The sequence below is a fragment of the Ruegeria sp. BB9 genome, assembly GCF_056539345.1.
Genome location: NZ_JBQFUU010000003.1, coordinates 497,484 through 517,268 on the forward strand (window position 1 = coordinate 497,484; position 19,785 = coordinate 517,268).

The 19,785-nt window shown below is 63.2% G+C and carries 17 protein-coding genes; 7 read left to right on the forward strand and 10 right to left on the reverse strand.

The genetic code is table 11. The features are described from left to right. Positions 1–29: 29 nt before the first annotated feature. The 5 genes from ACR0FC_RS13325 to hslO all read right to left on the reverse strand — a co-directional run bounded on the left by ACR0FC_RS13325 (position 30) and on the right by hslO (position 6,627). Positions 30–1,862 (reverse strand): ABC transporter ATP-binding protein, encoded by a 1,833-nt coding sequence (locus ACR0FC_RS13325; RefSeq protein WP_170340712.1) that lies wholly within the window; start codon positions 1,860–1,862, stop codon positions 30–32. Then, positions 1,859–3,709 carry an ABC transporter ATP-binding protein gene (locus tag ACR0FC_RS13330; protein ID WP_170340711.1) on the reverse strand — a complete coding sequence of 617 codons (1,851 nt, stop codon included), beginning with the start codon at positions 3,707–3,709 and terminating at the stop codon, positions 1,859–1,861. Before ACR0FC_RS13330 ends, ACR0FC_RS13325 begins: the two co-directional genes overlap by 4 nt. A gap of 191 nt (positions 3,710–3,900) precedes the next feature. Then, positions 3,901–5,055, reverse strand: a complete 1,155-nt coding sequence (locus ACR0FC_RS13335; RefSeq protein ID WP_170340709.1) for a CCA tRNA nucleotidyltransferase — start codon at positions 5,053–5,055, stop codon at positions 3,901–3,903. After that, positions 5,052–5,651 carry a CoA pyrophosphatase gene (locus ACR0FC_RS13340; protein WP_170340707.1) on the reverse strand — a complete coding sequence of 200 codons (600 nt, stop codon included), beginning with the start codon at positions 5,649–5,651 and terminating at the stop codon, positions 5,052–5,054. The genes ACR0FC_RS13335 and ACR0FC_RS13340 overlap by 4 nt, the downstream gene beginning before the upstream one ends. Then, the gene (gene hslO / locus ACR0FC_RS13345) at positions 5,641–6,627 is read right to left on the reverse strand and encodes an Hsp33 family molecular chaperone HslO (RefSeq protein WP_093963913.1); all 987 of its coding nucleotides are present in this window, start codon (positions 6,625–6,627) and stop codon (positions 5,641–5,643) included. Before hslO ends, ACR0FC_RS13340 begins: the two co-directional genes overlap by 11 nt. A gap of 76 nt (positions 6,628–6,703) precedes the next feature. On the opposite strand from hslO, the gene ACR0FC_RS13350 reads away from it, so the two are divergent. Next, complete coding sequence (locus ACR0FC_RS13350) at positions 6,704–7,147, forward strand: NUDIX hydrolase (protein WP_170340705.1); 444 nt, start codon at positions 6,704–6,706, stop codon at positions 7,145–7,147. Here ACR0FC_RS13350 and ACR0FC_RS13355 read toward each other — a convergent pair. Continuing rightward, complete coding sequence (locus ACR0FC_RS13355; protein ID WP_170340703.1) at positions 7,144–8,409, reverse strand: PP2C family protein-serine/threonine phosphatase; 1,266 nt, start codon at positions 8,407–8,409, stop codon at positions 7,144–7,146. The two genes, ACR0FC_RS13350 and ACR0FC_RS13355, sit on opposite strands and share 4 nt — an antisense overlap. A 157-nt stretch (positions 8,410–8,566) precedes the next feature. Here ACR0FC_RS13355 and ACR0FC_RS13360 point away from each other — a divergent pair, with 157 nt between their 5' ends. Continuing rightward, a complete protein-coding gene (locus ACR0FC_RS13360) occupies positions 8,567–8,893 on the forward strand; it encodes an Hpt domain-containing protein (RefSeq protein ID WP_170340701.1) in 327 nt (108 codons plus the stop codon). Between the two features lie 4 nt (positions 8,894–8,897). Here the strand turns inward: ACR0FC_RS13360 and ilvA are convergent, their stop codons facing one another. Together ilvA and ACR0FC_RS13370 are read right to left on the reverse strand one after the other, a co-directional pair. Further along, positions 8,898–10,124: a threonine ammonia-lyase IlvA gene (gene ilvA / locus ACR0FC_RS13365; RefSeq protein WP_170340699.1), complete on the reverse strand. Its 1,227-nt coding sequence runs from the start codon at positions 10,122–10,124 to the stop codon at positions 8,898–8,900. 59 nt (positions 10,125–10,183) lie between these two features. Further along, positions 10,184–10,951 (reverse strand): hypothetical protein, encoded by a 768-nt coding sequence (locus ACR0FC_RS13370; protein ID WP_170340697.1) that lies wholly within the window; start codon positions 10,949–10,951, stop codon positions 10,184–10,186. A gap of 134 nt (positions 10,952–11,085) precedes the next feature. Here ACR0FC_RS13370 and ACR0FC_RS13375 point away from each other — a divergent pair, with 134 nt between their 5' ends. The 4 genes from ACR0FC_RS13375 to msrA all read left to right on the forward strand — a co-directional run bounded on the left by ACR0FC_RS13375 (position 11,086) and on the right by msrA (position 13,866). Then, positions 11,086–12,312, forward strand: coding sequence for an argininosuccinate synthase (locus ACR0FC_RS13375; RefSeq protein WP_093963907.1), 1,227 nt, complete (start codon positions 11,086–11,088; stop codon positions 12,310–12,312). A gap of 32 nt (positions 12,313–12,344) precedes the next feature. Beyond that, on the forward strand, positions 12,345–12,743 hold the full coding sequence (locus ACR0FC_RS13380; protein ID WP_170341448.1) for a DUF1810 domain-containing protein: 399 nt from the start codon (positions 12,345–12,347) through the stop codon (positions 12,741–12,743). Between the two features lie 80 nt (positions 12,744–12,823). Next, a complete protein-coding gene (locus ACR0FC_RS13385) occupies positions 12,824–13,105 on the forward strand; it encodes an SCP2 sterol-binding domain-containing protein (protein WP_005979840.1) in 282 nt (93 codons plus the stop codon). Between the two features lie 95 nt (positions 13,106–13,200). After that, positions 13,201–13,866 (forward strand): peptide-methionine (S)-S-oxide reductase MsrA, encoded by a 666-nt coding sequence (msrA, locus tag ACR0FC_RS13390; protein WP_170340696.1) that lies wholly within the window; start codon positions 13,201–13,203, stop codon positions 13,864–13,866. Here the strand turns inward: msrA and ACR0FC_RS13395 are convergent. Both ACR0FC_RS13395 and ACR0FC_RS13400 read right to left on the reverse strand, forming a co-directional pair. Next, the gene (locus ACR0FC_RS13395) at positions 13,863–14,735 is read right to left on the reverse strand and encodes a ribokinase (protein ID WP_170340694.1); all 873 of its coding nucleotides are present in this window, start codon (positions 14,733–14,735) and stop codon (positions 13,863–13,865) included. The genes msrA and ACR0FC_RS13395 overlap by 4 nt on opposite strands. A 4-nt stretch (positions 14,736–14,739) precedes the next feature. Next, positions 14,740–16,995 (reverse strand): NADP-dependent malic enzyme, encoded by a 2,256-nt coding sequence (locus ACR0FC_RS13400; protein WP_170340692.1) that lies wholly within the window; start codon positions 16,993–16,995, stop codon positions 14,740–14,742. 160 nt (positions 16,996–17,155) lie between these two features. Here ACR0FC_RS13400 and mutS point away from each other — a divergent pair, with 160 nt between their 5' ends. After that, complete coding sequence (mutS, locus tag ACR0FC_RS13405) at positions 17,156–19,771, forward strand: DNA mismatch repair protein MutS (RefSeq protein WP_170341447.1); 2,616 nt, start codon at positions 17,156–17,158, stop codon at positions 19,769–19,771. Positions 19,772–19,785 lie beyond the last annotated feature (14 nt).

The following is a 19,785-nucleotide window of genomic DNA, read 5'->3' on the forward strand; positions in this document are numbered from 1 at the left end:
ATAGCCGGGCTGATGCGCCAACAAAACCCTTATTCGGCGGCCTCGGTCTGGATGAACCCGCCCGACTGGCGGTGCCAGAACCGCGCATACAGCCCGCCCTGCGCCAGCAGGGTGTCATGCGGCCCGCTCTCCACGATGCGCCCGTGATCCAGAACGATGATCCGGTCCATCTCGCTGAGCGTGGACAGGCGGTGGGCGATGGCCAGAACGGTCTTGCCCTCCATCACCCGGTGCAGCGCGGTCTGGATCGCGGCCTCGACCTCGGAATCCAGCGCCGAGGTCGCCTCGTCCAGCACAAGGATCGGCGCGTCCTTCAGGATTGCGCGGGCCAGCGCGATGCGCTGACGCTGACCGCCGCTCAGCTTGACGCCGCGCTCGCCCAGATGCGCGTCATAGCCCTTGCGCCCCTGCCCGTCCTGCAGATCGAGGATGAAATCATGCGCTTCGGCCTTTTTGGCCGCGGCGATCATCTGGTCTTCGGTGGCATCGGGCCGGCCGTACAGGATGTTGTCGCGGGCCGAGCGGTTGAACATCGCGGTTTCCTGCGTGACCATGCCGATCTGGCGGCGCAGGCTGTCCTGCGTGACGCGGGCAATGTCCTGCCCGTCGATCAGAATCTGCCCATTTTCCCTGTCGTAGAGCCTGAGAAGCAGCGAAACCAGAGTGGATTTTCCCGCCCCCGAGGCGCCGACGATTCCCAGTTTTTCGCCCGGCTGCACCGTCAGTGTCAGGTCCGAGACCCCGCCCACGTCGCGACCATAGGCAAAGCTGACATCGCGAAACTCGATCCGGCCCTCGGGCACCGTCAACTCGGTGGCGTCCGGCGCATCCTCGACCCGGTCAGGCCGCGCCAGGGTTTTCATGCCGTTCTCGATCTCGCCCACATGGGCGTAGATCCCCATCAGAGTAAAGCTTACCCAGCCCGTCATCTGCGCGATGCGGATCGAAATGGCGCCCGCCGCCACGATATCCCCGGTGGTCGCCGACCCCGCCTGCCACAGCCACAAGGTGGCGCCCAACAGCAGAACCGGCAGAAGCCCCGCCAGTGTCATCAAAATGAACCGGAAACTGGCCGACAGTTTGCCAAAGGCCAGCGACTTGTCGCGCAGCGCAACCATCGAGTCGCGGGCGGCCTGATCCTCGAATTCGGAATGGGCAAACAGCTTGACCGTCTTGATGTTGGTGATCGTGTCAACAACCTGCCCCGACACCATCGCCCGTGCCCCGGCCCGCGCGGCCGAGCGTGTGCGGATCCGTGGCAGGTACCAGCGCACCAGCAGGAAATACACCGCCAGCCAAGCCACGAAGGGCAGCATGACCAGAGGATGAATAGACCCTAACAACAGCAAAGACCCCAAAAGCGAGGCGAGGGCAAAGACGATGGCGCTGATGGTTTCGGACACGACTGAGGTCAGCGCATTGGCCGTCTGCATCTGTTTCTGGGCGATGCGACCGGCAAAATCGTCGTCGAAATAGGTGACCGACTGGCCCAGCGTCCAGCGGTTCAGCTTGGCCAGCACCAGCGGCGGGATATTGGGCATGACGATATAGTTGTTCGAAACCGAGGACAGCCCGAACAGCAGCGGCCGGATCAGCATGAAGAACGCCACAGCGCCCAGGATCATCCACAGGTTTCGCGGTGTCAGAAAGTTCTCGGGTCCGCTGGCGGTCGCCATGTCGATCACCCAGCCCAGTATCCAGGCGGTTCCGGCCTCCATTGCACCTGCCAGCGCGGAAAACAGCGCGGCGGCGAACAAAATGGGCCAGGCACCTGTCAGGCACCAGCGAATGAACGCCCCCAGCCTTTGCGGCGGGGGCGTCTGGGTGGGTTCAAATGGTTTGATCAGGTCTGCGACCGTCATTCTGCTGCCTCTTCCGCAGGCTCGGGGTTCATGAAGCCACCAGATTGGCGCGCCCAGAACTGGGCGTAAAGACCGCCCTGCTCCAAAAGATCGGCATGGGTGCCTTCCTCGACGATCCGGCCTCCGTCCATCACAAGGATCCGGTCCATCTGGGCGATGGTGCTGAGGCGGTGCGCAATGGCGATCACGGTCTTGCCCTGCATCATGCCGTACAGCGTCTCCTGGATTGCGGCTTCGACCTCGGAATCTAGGGCGGATGTGGCCTCGTCCAACAACAAGATCGGCGCGTCCTTCAGGATCACCCGCGCCAGCGTCACCCGCTGCCGCTGTCCACCGCTCAGCTTGACGCCGCGCTCGCCCACATGGGCGTCATAGCCGGTGCGGCCCTGCGGGTCCTGCAGGTCGAGGATGAAGTCATGCGCCTCGGCCTGTTTGGCGGCGGCGATCATCTGGTCTTCGGTGGCATCGGGGCGGCCATACAGGATGTTGTCGCGCACCGAGCGGTGCAGCAGCGCACCGTCCTGCTGAACCATGCCGATATTGCGGCGCAGGCTGTCCTGGGTAACGATGCGGATGTCCTGCCCGTCGATCAGGATCGCGCCGCTTTCCACGTCGTAGAACCGCAAGAGCAGCTTGACCAAGGTCGACTTCCCGGCCCCCGAGCGCCCGATCAACCCGACCTTTTCGCCCGGCTGGATGGTCAGATTGACATGATCCAGCCCGCCGGTCTCGCGGCCATAGTGGTGCGACAGGTCGCGGATCTCGATCCGGCCATCGGTCAGTTGCAATGGCTTGGCGCCCGGTGCATCCAGCAGGTCGACAGGCTGGGCGATGGTCTCCATCCCCTCGGCCACGACGCCCAGCTGGCGGAAGAAGCTTGTCAACGCCCACATGATCCACCCGGTCATGGCATTCAGCCGCAGCGTCAGCGCAGTGGCCGCCGCCACCACCCCGACCGAGGCGCTGCCCTGCATCCACAGGTAAATGGCCCAGCCGACCACACCGATGATCAGCACGCCGTTCAGCGCGACCAGAACGGCATCCATGATGGTGAAGATGCGCATTTCGATCTGGAAGGTGCGCCGGGTCTCTTCGATCGCTTCGCGCGCATAATCGAGTTCCTGCCGGGCATGGGCGAACATCTTGACCGAATGGATGTTGGTATAGCTGTCCACCACCCGGCCCGTCACCGTAGACCGCGCATCGGACGCGGCCTGCGACGCCGGCCCCACCCGCTGCACCGTCCAGCGCACCAGCAGCGCATAAAGCGCGAACCAGATCAGCAGCGGCAGCAGCAGGCGCGGATCAGCAGCCACCAGCAGGATCGCGGCGCCGATCAGATAGGCCAGCGAGAACGAAATCGCATCGAACACCTGGAACACCACCTCGCCCGCGGCGGGCGGGGTCTGCATGATGCGGTTGGCGATGCGCCCGGCAAAGTCATTCTCGAACCAGCCGACCGACTGGCGAAGAACGTGCTTGTGCGCCCGCCAGCGGATCAGCGTGCCGAAATTGGGCAGGATCGCATTGTTCAGCAGCAACACGTCCAGCACATGCAGGATAGGTCGCAGGAACAGGATGAACAGCGCGACCAGGACCAGCTCGGTCCCGTGGGCCTGCCAGACCTCGGACGGTGATCCGCCCAGCAGGTCGACGACCCGGCCCATGTAATAGATCAGCCCGATCTCGACCGCGGCCACGATGATCGACATCAGCGCGGCCCAGAAGAAGACACGCCGAAAAGGGCGGGAATAATCCAGCATGAAGGGCCACAGCCGTGTCGGCGGCCGGTCGACCTCTTCATAGGCAACAAAAGGGTCTACAAGGTTTTCGAAAAAGCGAAACATGGAGGTGCTCCGATTGAGCAGAAAAATTGAAAATGCGAAAGCAGATGGCGCCAAAACACCACCCGTACGGGTCAGGTGTTCTGGCTTTAGCCGAACCAGATCCCGTAATACATTCGCAGTCCTCCATCCATGTGACAGGCGCACCCTAGCCGGAAACCCAAAGGCTTGTCATCCCCTTTTGAGACTTCCCGTCAAACTTGCAGCAGCGCGTCCCGGTCCAGCGTGAAGTCCGAGGCGATCCAGCGGCTTTCCAGTTCGGTTAGTTTCGCGCCCAGCGCAGGGCCGGAGTAGCGCCCGAGCAGATCGGCGGCCTTGACCGGGAATGTCGCCGAGGCCCCTTTTTTAATGGCCGCGCCTGTCTCAGCCGTCCAGGGCTGTTCCAGAAAGGCACAGCGCAGCAGGGCCGCGTCCTGCCCGTCTTGCAGACCCAGCCGATAACCCAATTCGGCCGCCCCGGAACCGCCCTGCGCGCCGTCCCGGATCCGGGTCAGGCGGGCCAGTTGCGCCTTGCTGAGGCGAAGAGTCCCGGCAACCTCGGGCCCCGCGATGGCTGCCAGACGGAGCAGCGCGTCGGGGGCAAGTCCGGCCTGCGATTCAAGATGGATCAGGATCGGCAGCGCCCGATCGTCGGCGCCGGCCAGCAGATGGGCCAGAACGCCGATGCTGCGCATGGCGGCCACCGATGGGGCCGGGTCGGGCGCGGTCAGCAGTTTCAGCATCTCGGCCCCGACCCGTTCGCGCGACAGCCGGTCGAGCCCGTCCAGATCGGCCGCAATCGCCGCCAGAGCATCCGGGTCCATCCCGGCCTGCGCATCGCCATACCAGGCGTGAAACCGGAAATACCGCAACGAGCGCAGATAGTCCTCGCGGATGCGATCTTGGGCCGCACCGATGAACCGCACGCGCCGCGCCTGCAGGTCGGGCAGGCCGCCCAGCGGATCCAGAATGGTGCCGTCGGGGCGGGAATAGAGCGCGTTCATCGTAAAATCGCGGCGGGCGGCGTCCTCTTCCACCTGGTCCGAAAAGGCCACGACCGCGCGCCGCCCGTCGGTTTCGACGTCGCGGCGAAAGGTTGTGATCTCATGTGGTTTGCCGTCGCTGACCACGGTCACGGTGCCATGATCAATCCCCGTCGGAATCGCCTTCAGCCCGGCCCGTTCAGCCAGGTCCATCACCTGTTGCGGGCGGGCATCGGTGGCGATGTCGAGATCCGAGACCGGGGCCCCCAGCAGCGCATTGCGGACGCAACCCCCAACGAACAGCGCCAGCGCGCCGCCCTCGGTCAGCGCCGCACACACGTTCTGCGTGGCCGGGTTGGTGATCCAGTCTTCGGTGATCCGCATCATTCGCTCATCCGTGCCGCCAGCCCGCGCAACATGCGGGCCGTGGCGCCCCAGATGTAGTAGGGGCCAAAGGGCACCGCGAAGTAATACCGCCGTGTTCCGCGCCAGATGCGCGATTCAACCACATAATTCGCAGGGTTCAGCACATGCGCAAGAGGAACCGAAAATACTTCGTCAACCTCGCCCGGTTCGGCCACCGGGTCAAAGCCGCGCTCCAGAACCGCCACCACCGGTGTCACGGCGAATGACGTGACGGTTTCATGCACCGGCAAGGTACCCAGAATGCGTGGCAGGTCCGGCGGCAGGCCGATCTCCTCCTGCGCCTCGCGCAGGGCGGTTGCGGTCACATCCGCATCGGTGTCATCCTGCTTGCCACCCGGAAAGGCGATCTGCCCCGGATGGTGTTTCAGGGCCGAAGACCGCTTGGTCAGGATCAGGCGCGGATCGTCGCGGGCCAGGTCCACGGCGATCAGAACACCCGCGGGGCGCAGCTTGCGCCCCGCAGGCAGAACCGTCCCGGGATTGAGGTCGAAGTCGCTGGACCCGTCACCGGGACGGGCCAGCGCCGCGCTCAGACGCGGGATCAGGTCAGCCGGCATCCGGATCTTCTGCCTCGAACCCGACGGATTTCGGATCCAGCACGTAATGCGCGCCGCAGAACTGGCAGTCGGCGGTCACGGTGCCTTCATCCGTGGTCATCTTCTCGATGTCCTGGGCCGAGTAGATCGACAGGCTTTGACGCACGCGGTCCTCGGAGCAGGTGCAGCCGAACTGCACCGACTGGGCCTCGTACACGCGGGGCTGTTCCTCGTGGAACAGGCGCACCAGCAGATCGGTCGGCGCCACGGATGGTCCGATCATTTCCAGATCCTCGACCGTGTCCAGAAGAATGTTGACCCGACCCCAGTTCTCTTCTTCCTGACCATCGACCAGATCGGCGGCTGTCAGAACTTCGCCCGTACCCTCGCCGCTGGCGACAAACGGAGACGCCTTTGGCATGTGCTGCAGCATGATGCCGCCGGCGCGCCAGCGTTCGCCCACACCCGGCTCGGTCGACCGGCCAAAGCTGAGCGAGAAGCGGGTCGGCAGCTGTTCGGACTGCGCGAAATACGCCTCGGCACAGGCGCTGAGCGATCCTCCGGCCAGCGGCGTGATCCCCTGATAGGGTTGCGTCCCCTTGCCCTGGTCGATCAGGATCGCAAAGTATCCCTCGCCCACCTGATCAAAGGGAGCACCTTCGGTCAGACGGTCGCGGTCAAAGCTGGCATAGGCCCTGATCTGCGCGGGCTGACCCTCTTCGCGCGGGGCGTAATAGTCGGTGGCGATCATCCGCACGGGCCCCTTGGACTGAACCTGCAGCGACAGCTTCCAGCGCAGCGCGACGGTCTGGCCGATCAGCGCGGTCAGCAAGGCCATCTCGGCCACCAGCGCCTCGACCTGTGCGGGGTAGTTGTGCTGCTTCAGGATGCCGTCCAGCACCCCGTCCAGCCGGGCCACGCGGCCACGCATATCCGATACATCAAGTTGAAAGGGCAGGACGGTATCGTCCCACGCGATTTTCGTTCCAAGAGACATGGGGTTTCCTTAAGCGCCGCAAGTTGGCATATCGCCACCATATAGGTCGTACATTCGGGGTTGAAAGGGTCCTTACATGATCAGACGGTTCGGCGAAACCCCGGAACCGGGACGGAAATACACGCGCCGGGTCGGCGTCTATGCGCTGCTGCCGCGCGGGGCCAGCCTGCTGCTGACCTGCCAGACCGAACCCGGACCCGACTTGCAGCTGCCCGGTGGCGGGATCGACCCCGGCGAGTCGCCAATAGTCGCCCTGCATCGCGAAGTGTTCGAAGAAACCGGATGGTCGATCGCGGACCCGCGGCGGGTTGGTGCGTTTCGGCGATTCACCTACATGCCCGAATATGATTTGTGGGCCGAGAAGGTCTGTCTGATCTACCGCGCTCGCCCGGTTCAACGCAAAGGACCACCGACCGAACCCTTTCACGAGGCGGTTTGGATGAACACCGGCGATGCGGTTCACATGTTGGGCAATGCAGGCGACCGGCACTTCGCGCGGCTGCATCTATCTGGGCTTTAGTTTCCGTTGTACTCGAAAAACACGGCTGAAACGTCATCCTCCATCCCGGCACCCGGCGGCATACCCTGAGTTAATCGCCAGAACATGTCGTCCAGAAACTCAGGCCCGCTGTTCGCACCAAGACATTCCAGCGCCATCCGTTGCAGCCCGTCCTCATCGAGCAGATCACCGTTTTTGACACGGCATTCGGTGAAGCCGTCCGAGTACAACAGCAGCTTGTCACCGCGCTGCAGATAGGTTTCGGTCTGCTGGAACGCCACATCGGGCAGCAATCCGATGGGCAGGCCGCCATCCCCAAGGAACTCTGCCCGGCCGGTCCGGCGCAACAGCAGTGGATGGGGGTGCCCAGCCTGAACCATCCTCAGGTGGCCGTTGCGCAGGTCCACGATGGCGTAGACCATGGTGAAATACTCCTCGATCCCCGTGTCGGCCATCAGGCGGGCATTCAGGATGGCGGCCACCTGCTCGGGTGGCAGCAAGGCGTAGAACTTGTTGAACCGCTTCTCCATTGCGACGTTCTGATCGAAATGCTGGCTGGTCAAATACCCGCCCAACCGCGCCGTCATCATTGCTGACGTGATACCGTGGCCGGAGACATCGATGCTGTAGAACCCGATCCGGTTCGCGCCCGGCGAAAACATCCCCACCAGGTCACCCCCGATGTGGCCGCAGGGTTTGAGCAGCAGGCTGACCCGGGACCTGCCAAATTCCCGATAGAGTTCCGGCACCAGTGATTCCTGTATCTTGCGCGCCTGGATCAGATCCTTGTCGATGGCGTCATGCGCAAGGCGCAGTTCGGACAATGCGGTTTCGATCAACCGGTTCTTGTCCGAAAGCTCGCGCTGCATATCAAGAATGCGGGCCCCTGCCGAAATGCGGGCCCGCAACTCGTCTGCTTCAAGCGGTTTGATCAGGAAATCATCCGCACCGGCATCCAGACCGCGCGCGACTTCCTGCTTCTCACTTTTTGAGGTCAGAAGGATGAAATAGGTATACTGGTCGTTCTCCAACGCGCGAAACGCGCGGCAGAATTCCAGCCCGCCCATGCCCGGCATCACCCAGTCACTGAGCACCAGATCAGGCAGGGCCTTTTTACAGATCTCGATCGCTTCTTCACCGCTGTCGGCCTCGACAACCGTGAATCCCCATTTCTTCAGCGACGCCACCAGAATACGGCGTTGCAGGCGGCTGTCATCGACCACCAGCACAGTCCGGATGGCTCCAAAATCCAGGTCAGCCTTGGCCTCAATTTGGCTGGACACTCGCACGCGAAACCTCTGCGTATTTTCCAACTGGGGTGGGGCAAAGCTACGGCGCTCGGCTTAACAACCGATGAAAGCTGTTCACCGCAGTGGCTTAACCCGGATTTTACCCCGGACCGGTATTCAGAGACGGTTTCGGTCAAGGTGGAGGACGGTGATGATACACTGGCCAAGGGTGCGCCAGCTGCGTGATGAAGTCGGGTCCGAGGAGTTCGACGAGGTCGTCCGGATTTTTCTGGATGAAGTCGGTGAGGTCATGGGCCGCTTGACGTCGGACACCGACCGATCCGCGCTTGAGCAGAACCTGCATTTCCTCAAGGGCAGTGCATTGAGCCTTGGTTTTGAGAGCCTGTCCAAACTCTGTCAGGATGGCGAACGGCGCGCTTCTGCGGGCCATGGGGCGGAAGTCGATCTGGACGCGGTCATCGCGGCTTTTGACCGCTCGCGCGCGGAATTCATGTCCGGCTTAAAGGACAACCTGTAATCGGTCAGATCACAAACTGCGCCAGCGTCTCGTCCTCGGTGATGTCGGTATAGACGAACCCGGCATCGTCGAGATGCGCGAACAGGCGCAGGAAATTGTCCGGCTTGCTGGTCTCGATCCCGATCAGGACTGAACCGAAATTGCGCGCTGATTTCTTCATGTATTCAAACCGGGCGATGTCATCTTCGGGGCCGAGGATGTTCAGAAATTCCTTCAGTGCTCCGGGACGCTGCGGCAGGCGCAGGATGAAGTACTTCTTGACGCCCGAGTAGCGCTGCGCCCGCTCTTTGACCTCGGGAAGACGCTCGAAATCGAAATTCCCGCCCGAGGTGACGCAGACGACCGTCTTGCCGCGCACAAAGCTCTGGACGTCGCCCACCGCCTCGATCGCCAGAGCGCCGGCGGGTTCCAGCACGATGCCTTCGACGTTCAACATCTCGATCATGGTGGTGCAAATGCGGTCCTCGGACAGAACGATCACGTCCGACAGGTGCCGGTCACGCAACAGCTGGAACGGCTTGTCGCCGATCCGGCCCACCGCCGCGCCGTCGACGAAATTGTCCACCTTGTCCAGCGCCACCGGATGGCCCGCCGCCAGCGCCGCGCGCAAACAGGCCCCGCCCGCGGGTTCGACGAACAGGCAATGGGTACGGTCGCCGAACCACGTCGCCACACCCGAGGACATGCCGCCCCCGCCCACCGGCAGCACCACGTGATCGGGCAGGCGGCCCAGCTGTTCTTCGATCTCCACGGCCAGTGAGGCCTGCCCTTCGATCACGTCGTCATCGTCGAACGGCGACAGGAAATACCCGCCCTGCTGCGCACACCAGTCCTGAGCCGCGGCAAGCGTGTGGTCGAAATAGTCGCCGGTCAGGTGGATCTCGACGTTGTCGCCACCAAAGATTCGGGTCTTCTGGATCTTTTGCTGAGGTGTCGTCACCGGCATGAAGATCACGCCTTTGACCCCCATGTGCTTGCACATAAAGGCCACGCCCTGCGCGTGGTTGCCAGCGCTGGCGCAGACGAACAGGTCCTGTCCCTGCTGCTTGCGCATGGCGTTGAACGCACCACGGATCTTGTAGGACCGCACCGGGCTGAGGTCTTCGCGTTTCAGCCAGATGTCGGCGTCGTATTTCTCGGACAGATGGGCATTGCGCTGCAACGGTGTTGCAGGAAACACGGTGCGCATCGCCTGTTCGGCGGCGCGGGCGCGGGTCATGAAATCACTCATGCCGCATTCCCTGCCCCATCAGGCCGACAAGGGCAAGGAATACATCGGTGTACGGGTTCTCAGCCCAGTTCGCGCTTTTCGATGAACACGCCGTACATCGTGGTCAGGATGCTGACGTTGATCATCGGCAGGATCAGGATCCCGAAAAACAGGGCGATCAATACACCCAGTACCGGAATGATCGACAAAACTCCGATCGCCAGCTGAACCAGGAACTGAAACAGGAACGAGACCACGATAAGAACGACGATTGTTCCAGCGGTACCCAGAGTGTTGTTCCATGCCTCGCTCAACGTGATCGGCTGGCCGATTGCCGCAGCCGGCAGGATGATCGACAGCCGATAGAAGCAAATAGCCAGGAAAACCAGGTAGCCGATGGTCAGGATGATCGAAATGGCAATCAGTCCTTCGCCGAGCATGCCTGTCAGGATCCCCATCGGCAGGAACGCAAATGCCATAAGGATCCCCAGCATCAGCCCGCGTCCGAAATAGGCCAGAATGCGATCGAACCGAAAGGTAGGCAGCACGCCGGAAGGATACTCTTCCAGAAGAATGTATCTGTGCCAGGCCACCGCGATCCAGCCCATGATGAGGACCATCACGACGAATAGGAGAAACGCGAACAGAATAAGGGCCCCCGGATTCACCCCCGGCGGTAGCCCGTTCGGATTGTCATCGAATGCCTCGAGTGGAATTCCGGACACCATGAACAGGCCGATGATCGCAACCGTTCCAATTACGGCCGGACCGATAACGATTTGCGCCACCTGCTTGAGATTGCCAAAAACCATCCGAAGCGAGTGGGCAAAAATATTCCATCCGAGCATTCCGAAATTTCCTTAATCAATCCACGGTTGATACCGTTTGACTGCAATTCCGCCGCCCGGTCAATCCACAGCTTCTTGCCCCCACGTCGAAAACCCGCTAGGGGCCAATCGTCTTACGCATAAGGGGAAGTCAGATGTCCGCGCCCAAGAAAGTTGTTCTGGCCTATTCCGGTGGCCTTGATACCTCGATCATCCTGAAATGGCTGCAGACCGAGTATGGCTGCGAGGTGGTGACCTTCACCGCCGATCTGGGTCAGGGCGAAGAGCTTGAGCCCGCCCGCCAGAAGGCCGAGCTGCTGGGGATCAAGCCCGAGAACATCTATATCGAGGACATCCGCGAGGAGTTCGTGCGCGATTTCGTCTTCCCCATGTTCCGCGCCAATGCGCAGTACGAAGGGCTGTACCTGCTGGGTACCTCGATCGCGCGTCCGCTGATTTCCAAGCGCCTGATCGAGATCGCCAAGGAAACCGGCGCTGACGCGGTGGCGCATGGCGCCACCGGCAAGGGCAATGACCAGGTGCGGTTCGAACTGGCGGCCTATGCGCTGAACCCCGACATCAAGGTGATCGCGCCCTGGCGCGAGTGGGACCTGACCAGCCGCACCAAGCTGCTGGAATTCGCCGAGGCGCACCAGATCCCGATCGCCAAGGACAAGCGCGGCGAGGCGCCCTTCTCGGTGGACGCAAACCTGCTGCACACCTCGTCCGAGGGCAAGGTTCTGGAAGATCCCGCCGTTCAGGCGCCCGACTATGTCTATCAGCGCACCGTCCACCCCGAGGACGCCCCGAACGAGCCCGAATATATCGAGATCGGCTTTGAAAAAGGCGACCCGGTCAGCATCAATGGCGAGGCGATGAGCCCCGCCACCATCCTGACCAAGCTGAACGAATACGGCGGCAAGCACGGCATCGGTCGTCTGGATCTTGTCGAGGGCCGGTTCGTGGGCATGAAGTCGCGCGGCATCTATGAAACACCGGGCGGCACCATCCTGCTGGAAGCTCATCGTGGCATCGAATCCATCACCATGGACCGCGGCGCGATGCACCTGAAGGACCAGCTGATGCCGCAATATGCCGAGCTGATCTACAACGGCTTCTGGTACAGCCCCGAGCGCGAGATGCTGCAGGCCGCCATCGACAAAAGCCAGGAACACGTCACCGGCACCGTTCGCGTGAAGCTGTACAAGGGTCTGGCCTCGACCGTGGGCCGCTGGTCGGATCACTCGCTGTATTCCGAGGCGCATGTGACTTTTGAGGAAGACGCCGGTGCCTATGACCAGAAAGACGCCGCCGGCTTCATCCAGCTGAACGCACTGCGGCTCAAGCTGCTGGCGGCACGCGACAAGCGGTTGTCCAAGTGACCGAGGATGACGGCCTGGACGACGAACTGGAAATGTTCATCGAAGCGCAGGACACGGTCTGGTCCGATGTCCTGCGCGAACTGGAACAGGGACAGAAGACCAGCCATTGGATGTGGTTCGTCTTTCCGCAACTGGCCGAGTTGGGCCAGTCGCACATGGCGCAGCTCTACGGGATCGAGGATCTGGGCGAGGCTGCCGCCTATCTTGCCCACCCCGAACTGCGCCGCCGCCTGTCCGAGGTGGCCCGGCTGCTGCTGACCCACGCAGGCAAGGACCCGGCCGAGATTCTGGGCAAGGTCGATGCCAAGAAGCTGCGGTCGTCCATGACCCTGTTCGCCGCCGTGCCCGATGCTCCGCCCGAATTCCAGGCGGTTCTGGATGCGTTCTATGACGGGCAGCCCTGCCCGCGCACGCAACAAGCCTTGGGCTGAGCGGTTTCCCGTAAGGTCACGCTTGCCCCGGCCCCTGCCCTCTGTCACCCCGAACGCAAGTGCGAAATAGGGAGGCAGGGATGCTGCAGGAGATCGCCGAGGGAATCCAGAAGGGACTGGCCGACAAGCGCTTTGACGGCTCGTTGAAATTCGATTGCGGCGCCGATGGCGTGATCGTGCTGGCCGACAACACGGCCACCACCCAGGACCGCGAGACCGATTGCACCATCCGCATCTCGCGCGAGAACCTGGGCAAGCTGCTGACCGGCAAGCTGAACCCGATGACAGGGGTGATGATGGGCAAGCTCAAGATCTCGGGCGACATGGGCGTCGCGATGAAGCTGGGGCAGCTGCTGGGCTAGGCGATAAACTCGTCTCACCACCGCGTGACAAACGGTTTCAACCGATTGCCAGCCGCCCCGTTGCGCGTCAGCCTGAGGCGGAAAGGAGGTCCGCCATGACCCGTTGCCTCGACCAGATCAAGCTGACCCTTCTGTTTGCACTGATTGCGCTGGCGCTGATCCTGCGCGCTCAGCCGGCCCCTGCGGCCGGGACCGAGACGCTGACCGTGGCGGGCGGCTGTTTCTGGTGCGTCGAAGCCGATTTCGAATCCGTACCCGGCGTGATCGAGGCGGTTTCGGGCTATACCGGCGGCACGACTCCGAACCCCACCTACAGCCAGGTCACGAGCGGCGGCACCGGTCATTACGAGGCGGTGCAGATCACCTTCGATCCGGCCCGTGTTTCCCGTGAAACCCTGCTGAACCTGTTCTTCCGCTCGGTCGATCCCACCGATGCGGGCGGGCAGTTCTGTGACCGGGGCGACAGCTACCGCACCGCGATTTTCGTCTCTAACACAGGCGAAAAAGCTTTGGCCGAGCGCAGCAAAGCCGATGCGCAGCGTGCGCTGGGTCGGGCCATCGTGACTCCGGTCTTGCCGCTTGGGGCGTTCTATCCGGCCGAGGACTATCATCAGGATTACTACAAGGGCAAAAAGCTGGTGTTCACCCGGTTCGGGCCGAAACGCCAGCTGAATGCCTACAAGGCCTATCGCAAGGCCTGCGGCCGCGATGCGCGGGTCCGACAATTGTGGGGCAAAGCCGCACCGTTTGCCGGATCTTAATCCAGCGCGGCCTCGCGCACCTCTTTCAGATCGGGAATGACGTCTGCCGTACCAGGCCGCATCACCATCAGCGCAGCGGCCCGGTTGGCCTGGGTGATGGCCTGCGCCATCGGCATCCCCCGGTCCATTCCGGCCAGGACATATCCGGTAAAGGTGTCCCCGGCCCCGGTCGTGTCCACGGCCTTGACCTTGTGGGCGGGAAACTCTGCCGCCGCCTGGCCGCGTTGATGATAGCGGGCGCCTTTTGACCCCAGCGTGACGATGACATGCTGGACCGGCAGATCGGCCGGGGCCAGCCCCGTGGCCTGTTGCAGCTGGGCGGCCTCGACCTCGTTCAGGATCAGGAAATCCAGATAGGGCAGCACCGCCTGCACCGCCGGCGCGCTGAAGGGGGCTGCTGCATAGCACACCGTCAGACCCCGCTCGCGGCCCAGCTTCGCGGCCTCGACCTGTGCGGTGGTCTCGTTCTGGAAAACCAGAAGATCGCCCGTGTCAGAGTCTGTCAGCGCGGCGGAAACCTGATCGGCCCCGATTGCGTGGTTGGCGCCGGGGTACAGGATGATCAGGTTTTCGCCCTGCGCATCCACGGCGATGATCGCATGGCCTGTGGGCTGGTCGACCTGCGCGATGTGCCGCGTGTCGACCCCGTATTCGGTCAACCGATCACGCGCCCACAGCCCGTCGGCCCCCACGGCGCCGACATGGCGCACATGCGCCCCGGCCCGCGCCGCGGCAACCGACATGTTCGCGCCCTTGCCGCCCAGAAACCGCTGCAACCCGCTGGCCGCCAGGGTTTCACCCGGCGCCGGCAGGTGCGGCAGCGCATAGACCATGTCGGCATTGATCGAGCCCAGGTTCCAGATTGCCATCGGATCACGCCATGTCGCACGAGGCCAGGATGGCCATGTTCAGGATGTCATTCGCGGTCGAGCCGGTCGAACAGATCTGGATCGGCTTGTCGATGCCGGTCAGGATCGGGCCGATCACCGTGGCTCCGGCCATTTCCTGCATCAGCTTGGTGGAAATCGAGGCCGAGTGCCGCGCGGGCACGATCAGGATGTTGGCCGGCCCGGTCAGGCGGCAGAAGGGATAGGCCTCTTGCTGGTGGGCGTTCAGCGCCACGTCGACGGTCATCTCGCCTTCGTATTCGAAATCGACGCCGCGCGCTTCCAGCACTTGCGGGGCCTTGTACAGCTTTTCGGTCCGTTCGGACACCGGATAGCCAAAGGTCGAGAAGCTTACAAACGCCACCCGAGGCTCCAGTCCCATGTGGCGGGCAACCGTGGCGGCGCGTTCGGCAACCGTCGCCAGATCGTTCTCGTCGGGCCATTCATGCACCAGCGTGTCGCCGATCAGCACGATCCGGCCCTTGTGCAACAGCGCGGTGATCCCGGCGGCGCCATGGGCAGCGTCGGCGTCGAATACGTGATTGATCTGGTCCAGAACATGCGCCGATTTCCGTGTTGCGCCTGTCACCAACCCGTCGGCGTGCCCATGGGCCAGCATCAGCGCGGAAAACACATGCCTGTCGCGGGCCGCGAGGCGATGTACGTCCTTGCCATCGAACCCGCGCCGCTGCAGGCGTTTGTAGAGAAAGTCCTTGTAGGTTTGCAGGTGCTGTGTGTTGGCGGCGTTGATCACCTCCAATTCACGCACCGCGTCACCCAGACCAGCGGCCTCGAGCTTGGCTTTCACGTCATCGTGCCGGCCCACCACCAGGGCTTTGCCAAATCCTGACCGTTGATACATCACCGCCGCACGCAAAACGCGGGGGTCGTCACCTTCCGCAAAGACAATCCGGTTTTGTGCCGCACGGGCCCGGGCGTTCAGGCCGCGCAGAATGCTGGCGGTCGGGTCCATGCGCGACTTGAGGCTCAGCTCATAGGCCTCCATGTCGATGATCGGCCGCCGGGCCGCGCCTGTGTCCATCCCGGCCTTCGCAACCGCGGGCGGAATCCGATGGATCAGACGCGGATCGAACGGCGTGGGAATGATGTAGTCGCGCCCGAAGGTCAGCGATTTGCCATAGGCCAGTGCTACCTCGTCGGGCACATCCTCGCGCGCCAACCGGGCCAGCGCGTGGGCGCAGGCGATCTTCATCTCGTCGTTGATGGCGCGGGCGTGGATGTCCAGCGCCCCGCGGAACAGGTAGGGAAAGCCCAGAACGTTGTTGACCTGGTTGGGGTAGTCGCTGCGTCCGGTGGCCACGATGGCGTCAACGCGCACCTCGTGCGCCTCTTCCGGGGTGATTTCCGGATCGGGGTTGGCCATGGCGAAGATCACCGGATTGTCGGCCATGCTGGCAACCATCTCCTGCGTGACCGCGCCTTTGACGGATACGCCCAGGAACACGTCGGCGCCCTTCATGGCCTCTTCCAGCGTGCGCAGCTCGGTCGAAATCGCGTGGGCCGATTTCCACTGGTTCATGCCCTCGGTCCGGCCCTGATAGATCACGCCCTTGGTGTCGCAGACGATGCAGTTTTCATGCCGGGCACCCATCGCCTTGAGCAGTTCGATACAGGCGATTCCCGCCGCTCCGGCCCCGTTCAGGACGATCTTCACATCCTCGATCTTCTTGCCCGAGATGTGCAGCGCGTTGATCAGCCCCGCCGCGCAGATCACCGCCGTGCCGTGCTGGTCGTCGTGAAAGACGGGGATGTCCATCTCTTCCTTCAGGCGCTGCTCGATGATGAAACATTCCGGCGCCTTGATGTCTTCCAAGTTGATGCCGCCGAAGGTTGGCCCCATCAGCCGCACTGCACGGCAGAATTCGTCGGGGTCCTCGGTGTCCAGCTCGATGTCGATCGAGTTCACGTCGGCGAAGCGTTTGAACAGGACGGATTTGCCCTCCATCACCGGCTTGCTGCCCAGTGCGCCCAGATTGCCCAGCCCCAGAACCGCCGTCCCGTTCGAGATCACGGCCACCAGGTTGCCCTTGTTGGTATAGTCATAGGCGGTCTCGGGGTTTTCCGCGATGGCTTCACACGGAACCGCCACCCCGGGGCTGTAGGCCAGCGACAGATCGCGCTGCGTGGTCATGGGAACGGTGGCCTGCACCTCCCACTTGCCGGGGGTGGGTTCCAGGTGAAAGGCCAGCGCCTCTTCTTTGGTGATCTTCGCTTTGGGCATTGTGACGGTCGGTTCCATGACTTGGGGGCTTTTCGCCTCATACCGCAGCCGGGGGCGCGCCTCAACGACTATGCGATTTCACCTTTCGTCGCGGTTGGGGGATTTGTAAGGTCGCGCCGGAATACGCCAGAGGGGAGCAGCCTTGTCCAACGTCACGCCGATGATGGCGCAATACCTGGAAATCAAAGAGGCCCACAAAGACGCCCTGCTGTTTTACCGCATGGGCGATTTCTACGAGATGTTCTTCGAGGATGCCGTGAACGCCGCCGAGGCGCTGGACATCGCCCTCACCAAGCGCGGCAAGCACAATGGCGAAGATATCCCCATGTGCGGCGTGCCGGTACATTCGGCCGAGGGCTATCTGCTGACGCTGATCCGCAAGGGCTTTCGCGTCGCCGTCTGCGAACAGATGGAAAGCCCGGCCGAGGCTAAGAAAAGAGGCTCTAAATCGGTGGTAAAGCGCGATGTCGTGCGCCTTGTCACCCCCGGCACCCTGACCGAGGACGCCCTGCTGGAGGCCCGCCGCCACAACTTTCTGGCCGCCTATGCCGAGGTGCGCGACGAGGCCGCGCTGGCCTGGGCCGACATCTCGACCGGGGCGTTTCACGTGATGCCGCTGACCTCGGTCCGCCTCAGCCCCGAGCTGGCCCGGCTGGCCCCGTCCGAGCTGATCGTGGCCGATGGATCCGAGGCCAGTCTGCGCGACACGGTCCAAGACCTGGGCATCGCGCTCACCCCCATCGGGCGGGCCAGTTTCGACAGCACTGCGGCAGAAAAACGCATCTGCGGCTTGTTTCACGTGGGCACGCTGGACGCGTTCGGCAGCTTTGGGCGGGCCGAGATTTCCGCCATGGGCGCGCTGATCGACTATCTGGAAATCACGCAGAAGGGCAAATTGCCGCTGCTGCAGACGCCGATGAAGGAATCCGAGGATCGCGTCGTGCAGATCGACGCAGCCACCCGCCGCAATCTGGAACTCACACGGTCCTTGTCGGGCGGACGGGCCGGATCGCTGCTGTCGGTGGTGGACCGGACGGTGACCCCGGGCGGCGCGCGCCTGTTGGAACAACGCCTGTCCAGCCCCTCGCGCAATCTGGATGTGATCCATGCCCGGCTGGATGCGGTGGATTTTGCCGCCCAGGACAGCCTGATCGCCGCCGATCTGCGCGAGGCGCTGCGCAAAACGCCCGATCTGGACCGCGCCCTGTCGCGCCTGTCGCTCGAGCGAGGCGGTCCGCGCGATCTGGCTGCCATCCGCAACGGGCTGGCGCAGGCGCAGGCGATTGCCGAAATCTGTGCCGGTCAGGATCTGCCGGTGCTGCTGGCGACCGCGGTGCAGAACCTCGTGGGCTTCGACGATCTGCTCGGCCTGCTGGATCAGGCGCTGGTCGCCGATCCGCCGCTGCTGGCACGCGATGGCGGCTTCATCGCCCCCGGTTTCGACGCCGAGCTGGACGAGGCCCGCACCCTGCGCGACGAAGGCCGCTCGGTCATTGCCGGGTTTCAGCAAAAATACGCGGAACATACCGGCATCGCTTCGCTGAAGATCAAGCACAATAACGTGCTGGGCTATTTCATCGAGACCACGGCCACCCATGCCGAAAAGATGCTGAACCCGCCCTTCAGCGAGACCTATATTCATCGCCAGACCACCGCCAACCAGGTGCGGTTCACCACGGTTGAGCTCAGCGAGATCGAAACCCGCATCCTGAACGCCGGCAACCTGGCGCTTGAGGTCGAAAAGCGGCTCTATCAAAGGCTTTCCGACGAGATTCTGGCGCAGGCTGCCCGCATCAATCAGGCCGCGCGCGGGTTGGCTGAACTGGACCTGACCACCGCGCTGGCCGATCTGGCGCGGGGCGAGAACTGGTGCCGCCCACAGGTGGACGGCTCCCGCGCCTTTGATGTCGTTGCGGGGCGTCATCCGGTTGTGGAACATGCGCTGCGCCAGCAATCCGGTGATGCCTTCATCGCCAATGACTGCGACCTCAGCGCCGAGGACGGTGCGGCCATCTGGCTGCTGACCGGCCCCAACATGGCCGGTAAATCGACCTTCCTGCGCCAGAACGCACTGATCGCGCTGCTGGCGCAGATGGGCAGTTTCGTTCCGGCCGAACGCGCCCATATTGGGCTGGTCAGCCAGCTGTTCAGCCGCGTGGGCGCCTCCGACGATCTGGCGCGGGGGCGATCGACCTTCATGGTCGAGATGGTCGAAACCGCGGCGATCCTCAACCAGGCCGATGACCGGGCGCTGGTGATCCTCGATGAAATCGGGCGCGGCACCGCCACCTATGACGGCTTGTCCATCGCCTGGGCCACGCTGGAACATCTGCACGCCGCCAACCGCTGCCGGGCGTTGTTCGCCACGCATTACCACGAACTGACCGCGCTGGCCGGCAAGCTGGAGGGCGTCGAAAATGCGACCGTCGCGGTCAAGGAATGGGAGGGCGAAGTGATCTTCCTGCACGAGGTTCACAAGGGCGCGGCCGACCGCTCTTACGGCGTGCAGGTCGCGCAATTGGCCGGCCTGCCCGCCTCGGTGGTCGAGCGCGCACGCGTGGTTCTGGACCAGTTGGAGAAGACCGAGCGCGAGGGCGGCAAGCAAAAGGCGCTGATCGATGATCTGCCGCTGTTTTCCGCCGCACCGCCCCCGCCGCCACCGGTTGCGAAGGCCTCGCCGGTCACCGACATGCTGGACCAGATCCTGCCGGACGAGCTGACCCCCCGCGAAGCACTGGACCTGATCTACAAACTGAAAGAGGCGGCCAGATCCTGACCGCCCCATTCAAT

Bases quoted from the DNA above. Each gene is read 5' to 3' on its own strand.
- ACR0FC_RS13375 (WP_093963907.1), top strand. From the start codon at position 11,086: ATGTCCGCGCCCAAGAAAGTTGTTCTGGCCTATTCCGGTGGCCTTGAT.
- hslO (WP_093963913.1), bottom strand. From the start codon at position 6,627: ATGTCTCTTGGAACGAAAATCGCGTGGGACGATACCGTCCTGCCCTTT.
- ACR0FC_RS13340 (WP_170340707.1), bottom strand. From the start codon at position 5,651: ATGCCGGCTGACCTGATCCCGCGTCTGAGCGCGGCGCTGGCCCGTCCC.
- mutS (WP_170341447.1), top strand. From the start codon at position 17,156: ATGATGGCGCAATACCTGGAAATCAAAGAGGCCCACAAAGACGCCCTG.
- ACR0FC_RS13370 (WP_170340697.1), bottom strand. From the start codon at position 10,951: ATGCTCGGATGGAATATTTTTGCCCACTCGCTTCGGATGGTTTTTGGC.
- ACR0FC_RS13325 (WP_170340712.1), bottom strand. From the start codon at position 1,862: ATGACGGTCGCAGACCTGATCAAACCATTTGAACCCACCCAGACGCCC.
- ilvA (WP_170340699.1), bottom strand. From the start codon at position 10,124: ATGAGTGATTTCATGACCCGCGCCCGCGCCGCCGAACAGGCGATGCGC.
- ACR0FC_RS13380 (WP_170341448.1), top strand. From the start codon at position 12,345: ATGTTCATCGAAGCGCAGGACACGGTCTGGTCCGATGTCCTGCGCGAA.
- ACR0FC_RS13350 (WP_170340705.1), top strand. From the start codon at position 6,704: ATGATCAGACGGTTCGGCGAAACCCCGGAACCGGGACGGAAATACACG.
- ACR0FC_RS13385 (WP_005979840.1), top strand. From the start codon at position 12,824: ATGCTGCAGGAGATCGCCGAGGGAATCCAGAAGGGACTGGCCGACAAG.
- ACR0FC_RS13400 (WP_170340692.1), bottom strand. From the start codon at position 16,995: ATGCCCAAAGCGAAGATCACCAAAGAAGAGGCGCTGGCCTTTCACCTG.
- ACR0FC_RS13330 (WP_170340711.1), bottom strand. From the start codon at position 3,709: ATGTTTCGCTTTTTCGAAAACCTTGTAGACCCTTTTGTTGCCTATGAA.
- ACR0FC_RS13395 (WP_170340694.1), bottom strand. From the start codon at position 14,735: ATGGCAATCTGGAACCTGGGCTCGATCAATGCCGACATGGTCTATGCG.
- ACR0FC_RS13335 (WP_170340709.1), bottom strand. From the start codon at position 5,055: ATGATGCGGATCACCGAAGACTGGATCACCAACCCGGCCACGCAGAAC.
- ACR0FC_RS13360 (WP_170340701.1), top strand. From the start codon at position 8,567: ATGATACACTGGCCAAGGGTGCGCCAGCTGCGTGATGAAGTCGGGTCC.
- msrA (WP_170340696.1), top strand. From the start codon at position 13,201: ATGACCCGTTGCCTCGACCAGATCAAGCTGACCCTTCTGTTTGCACTG.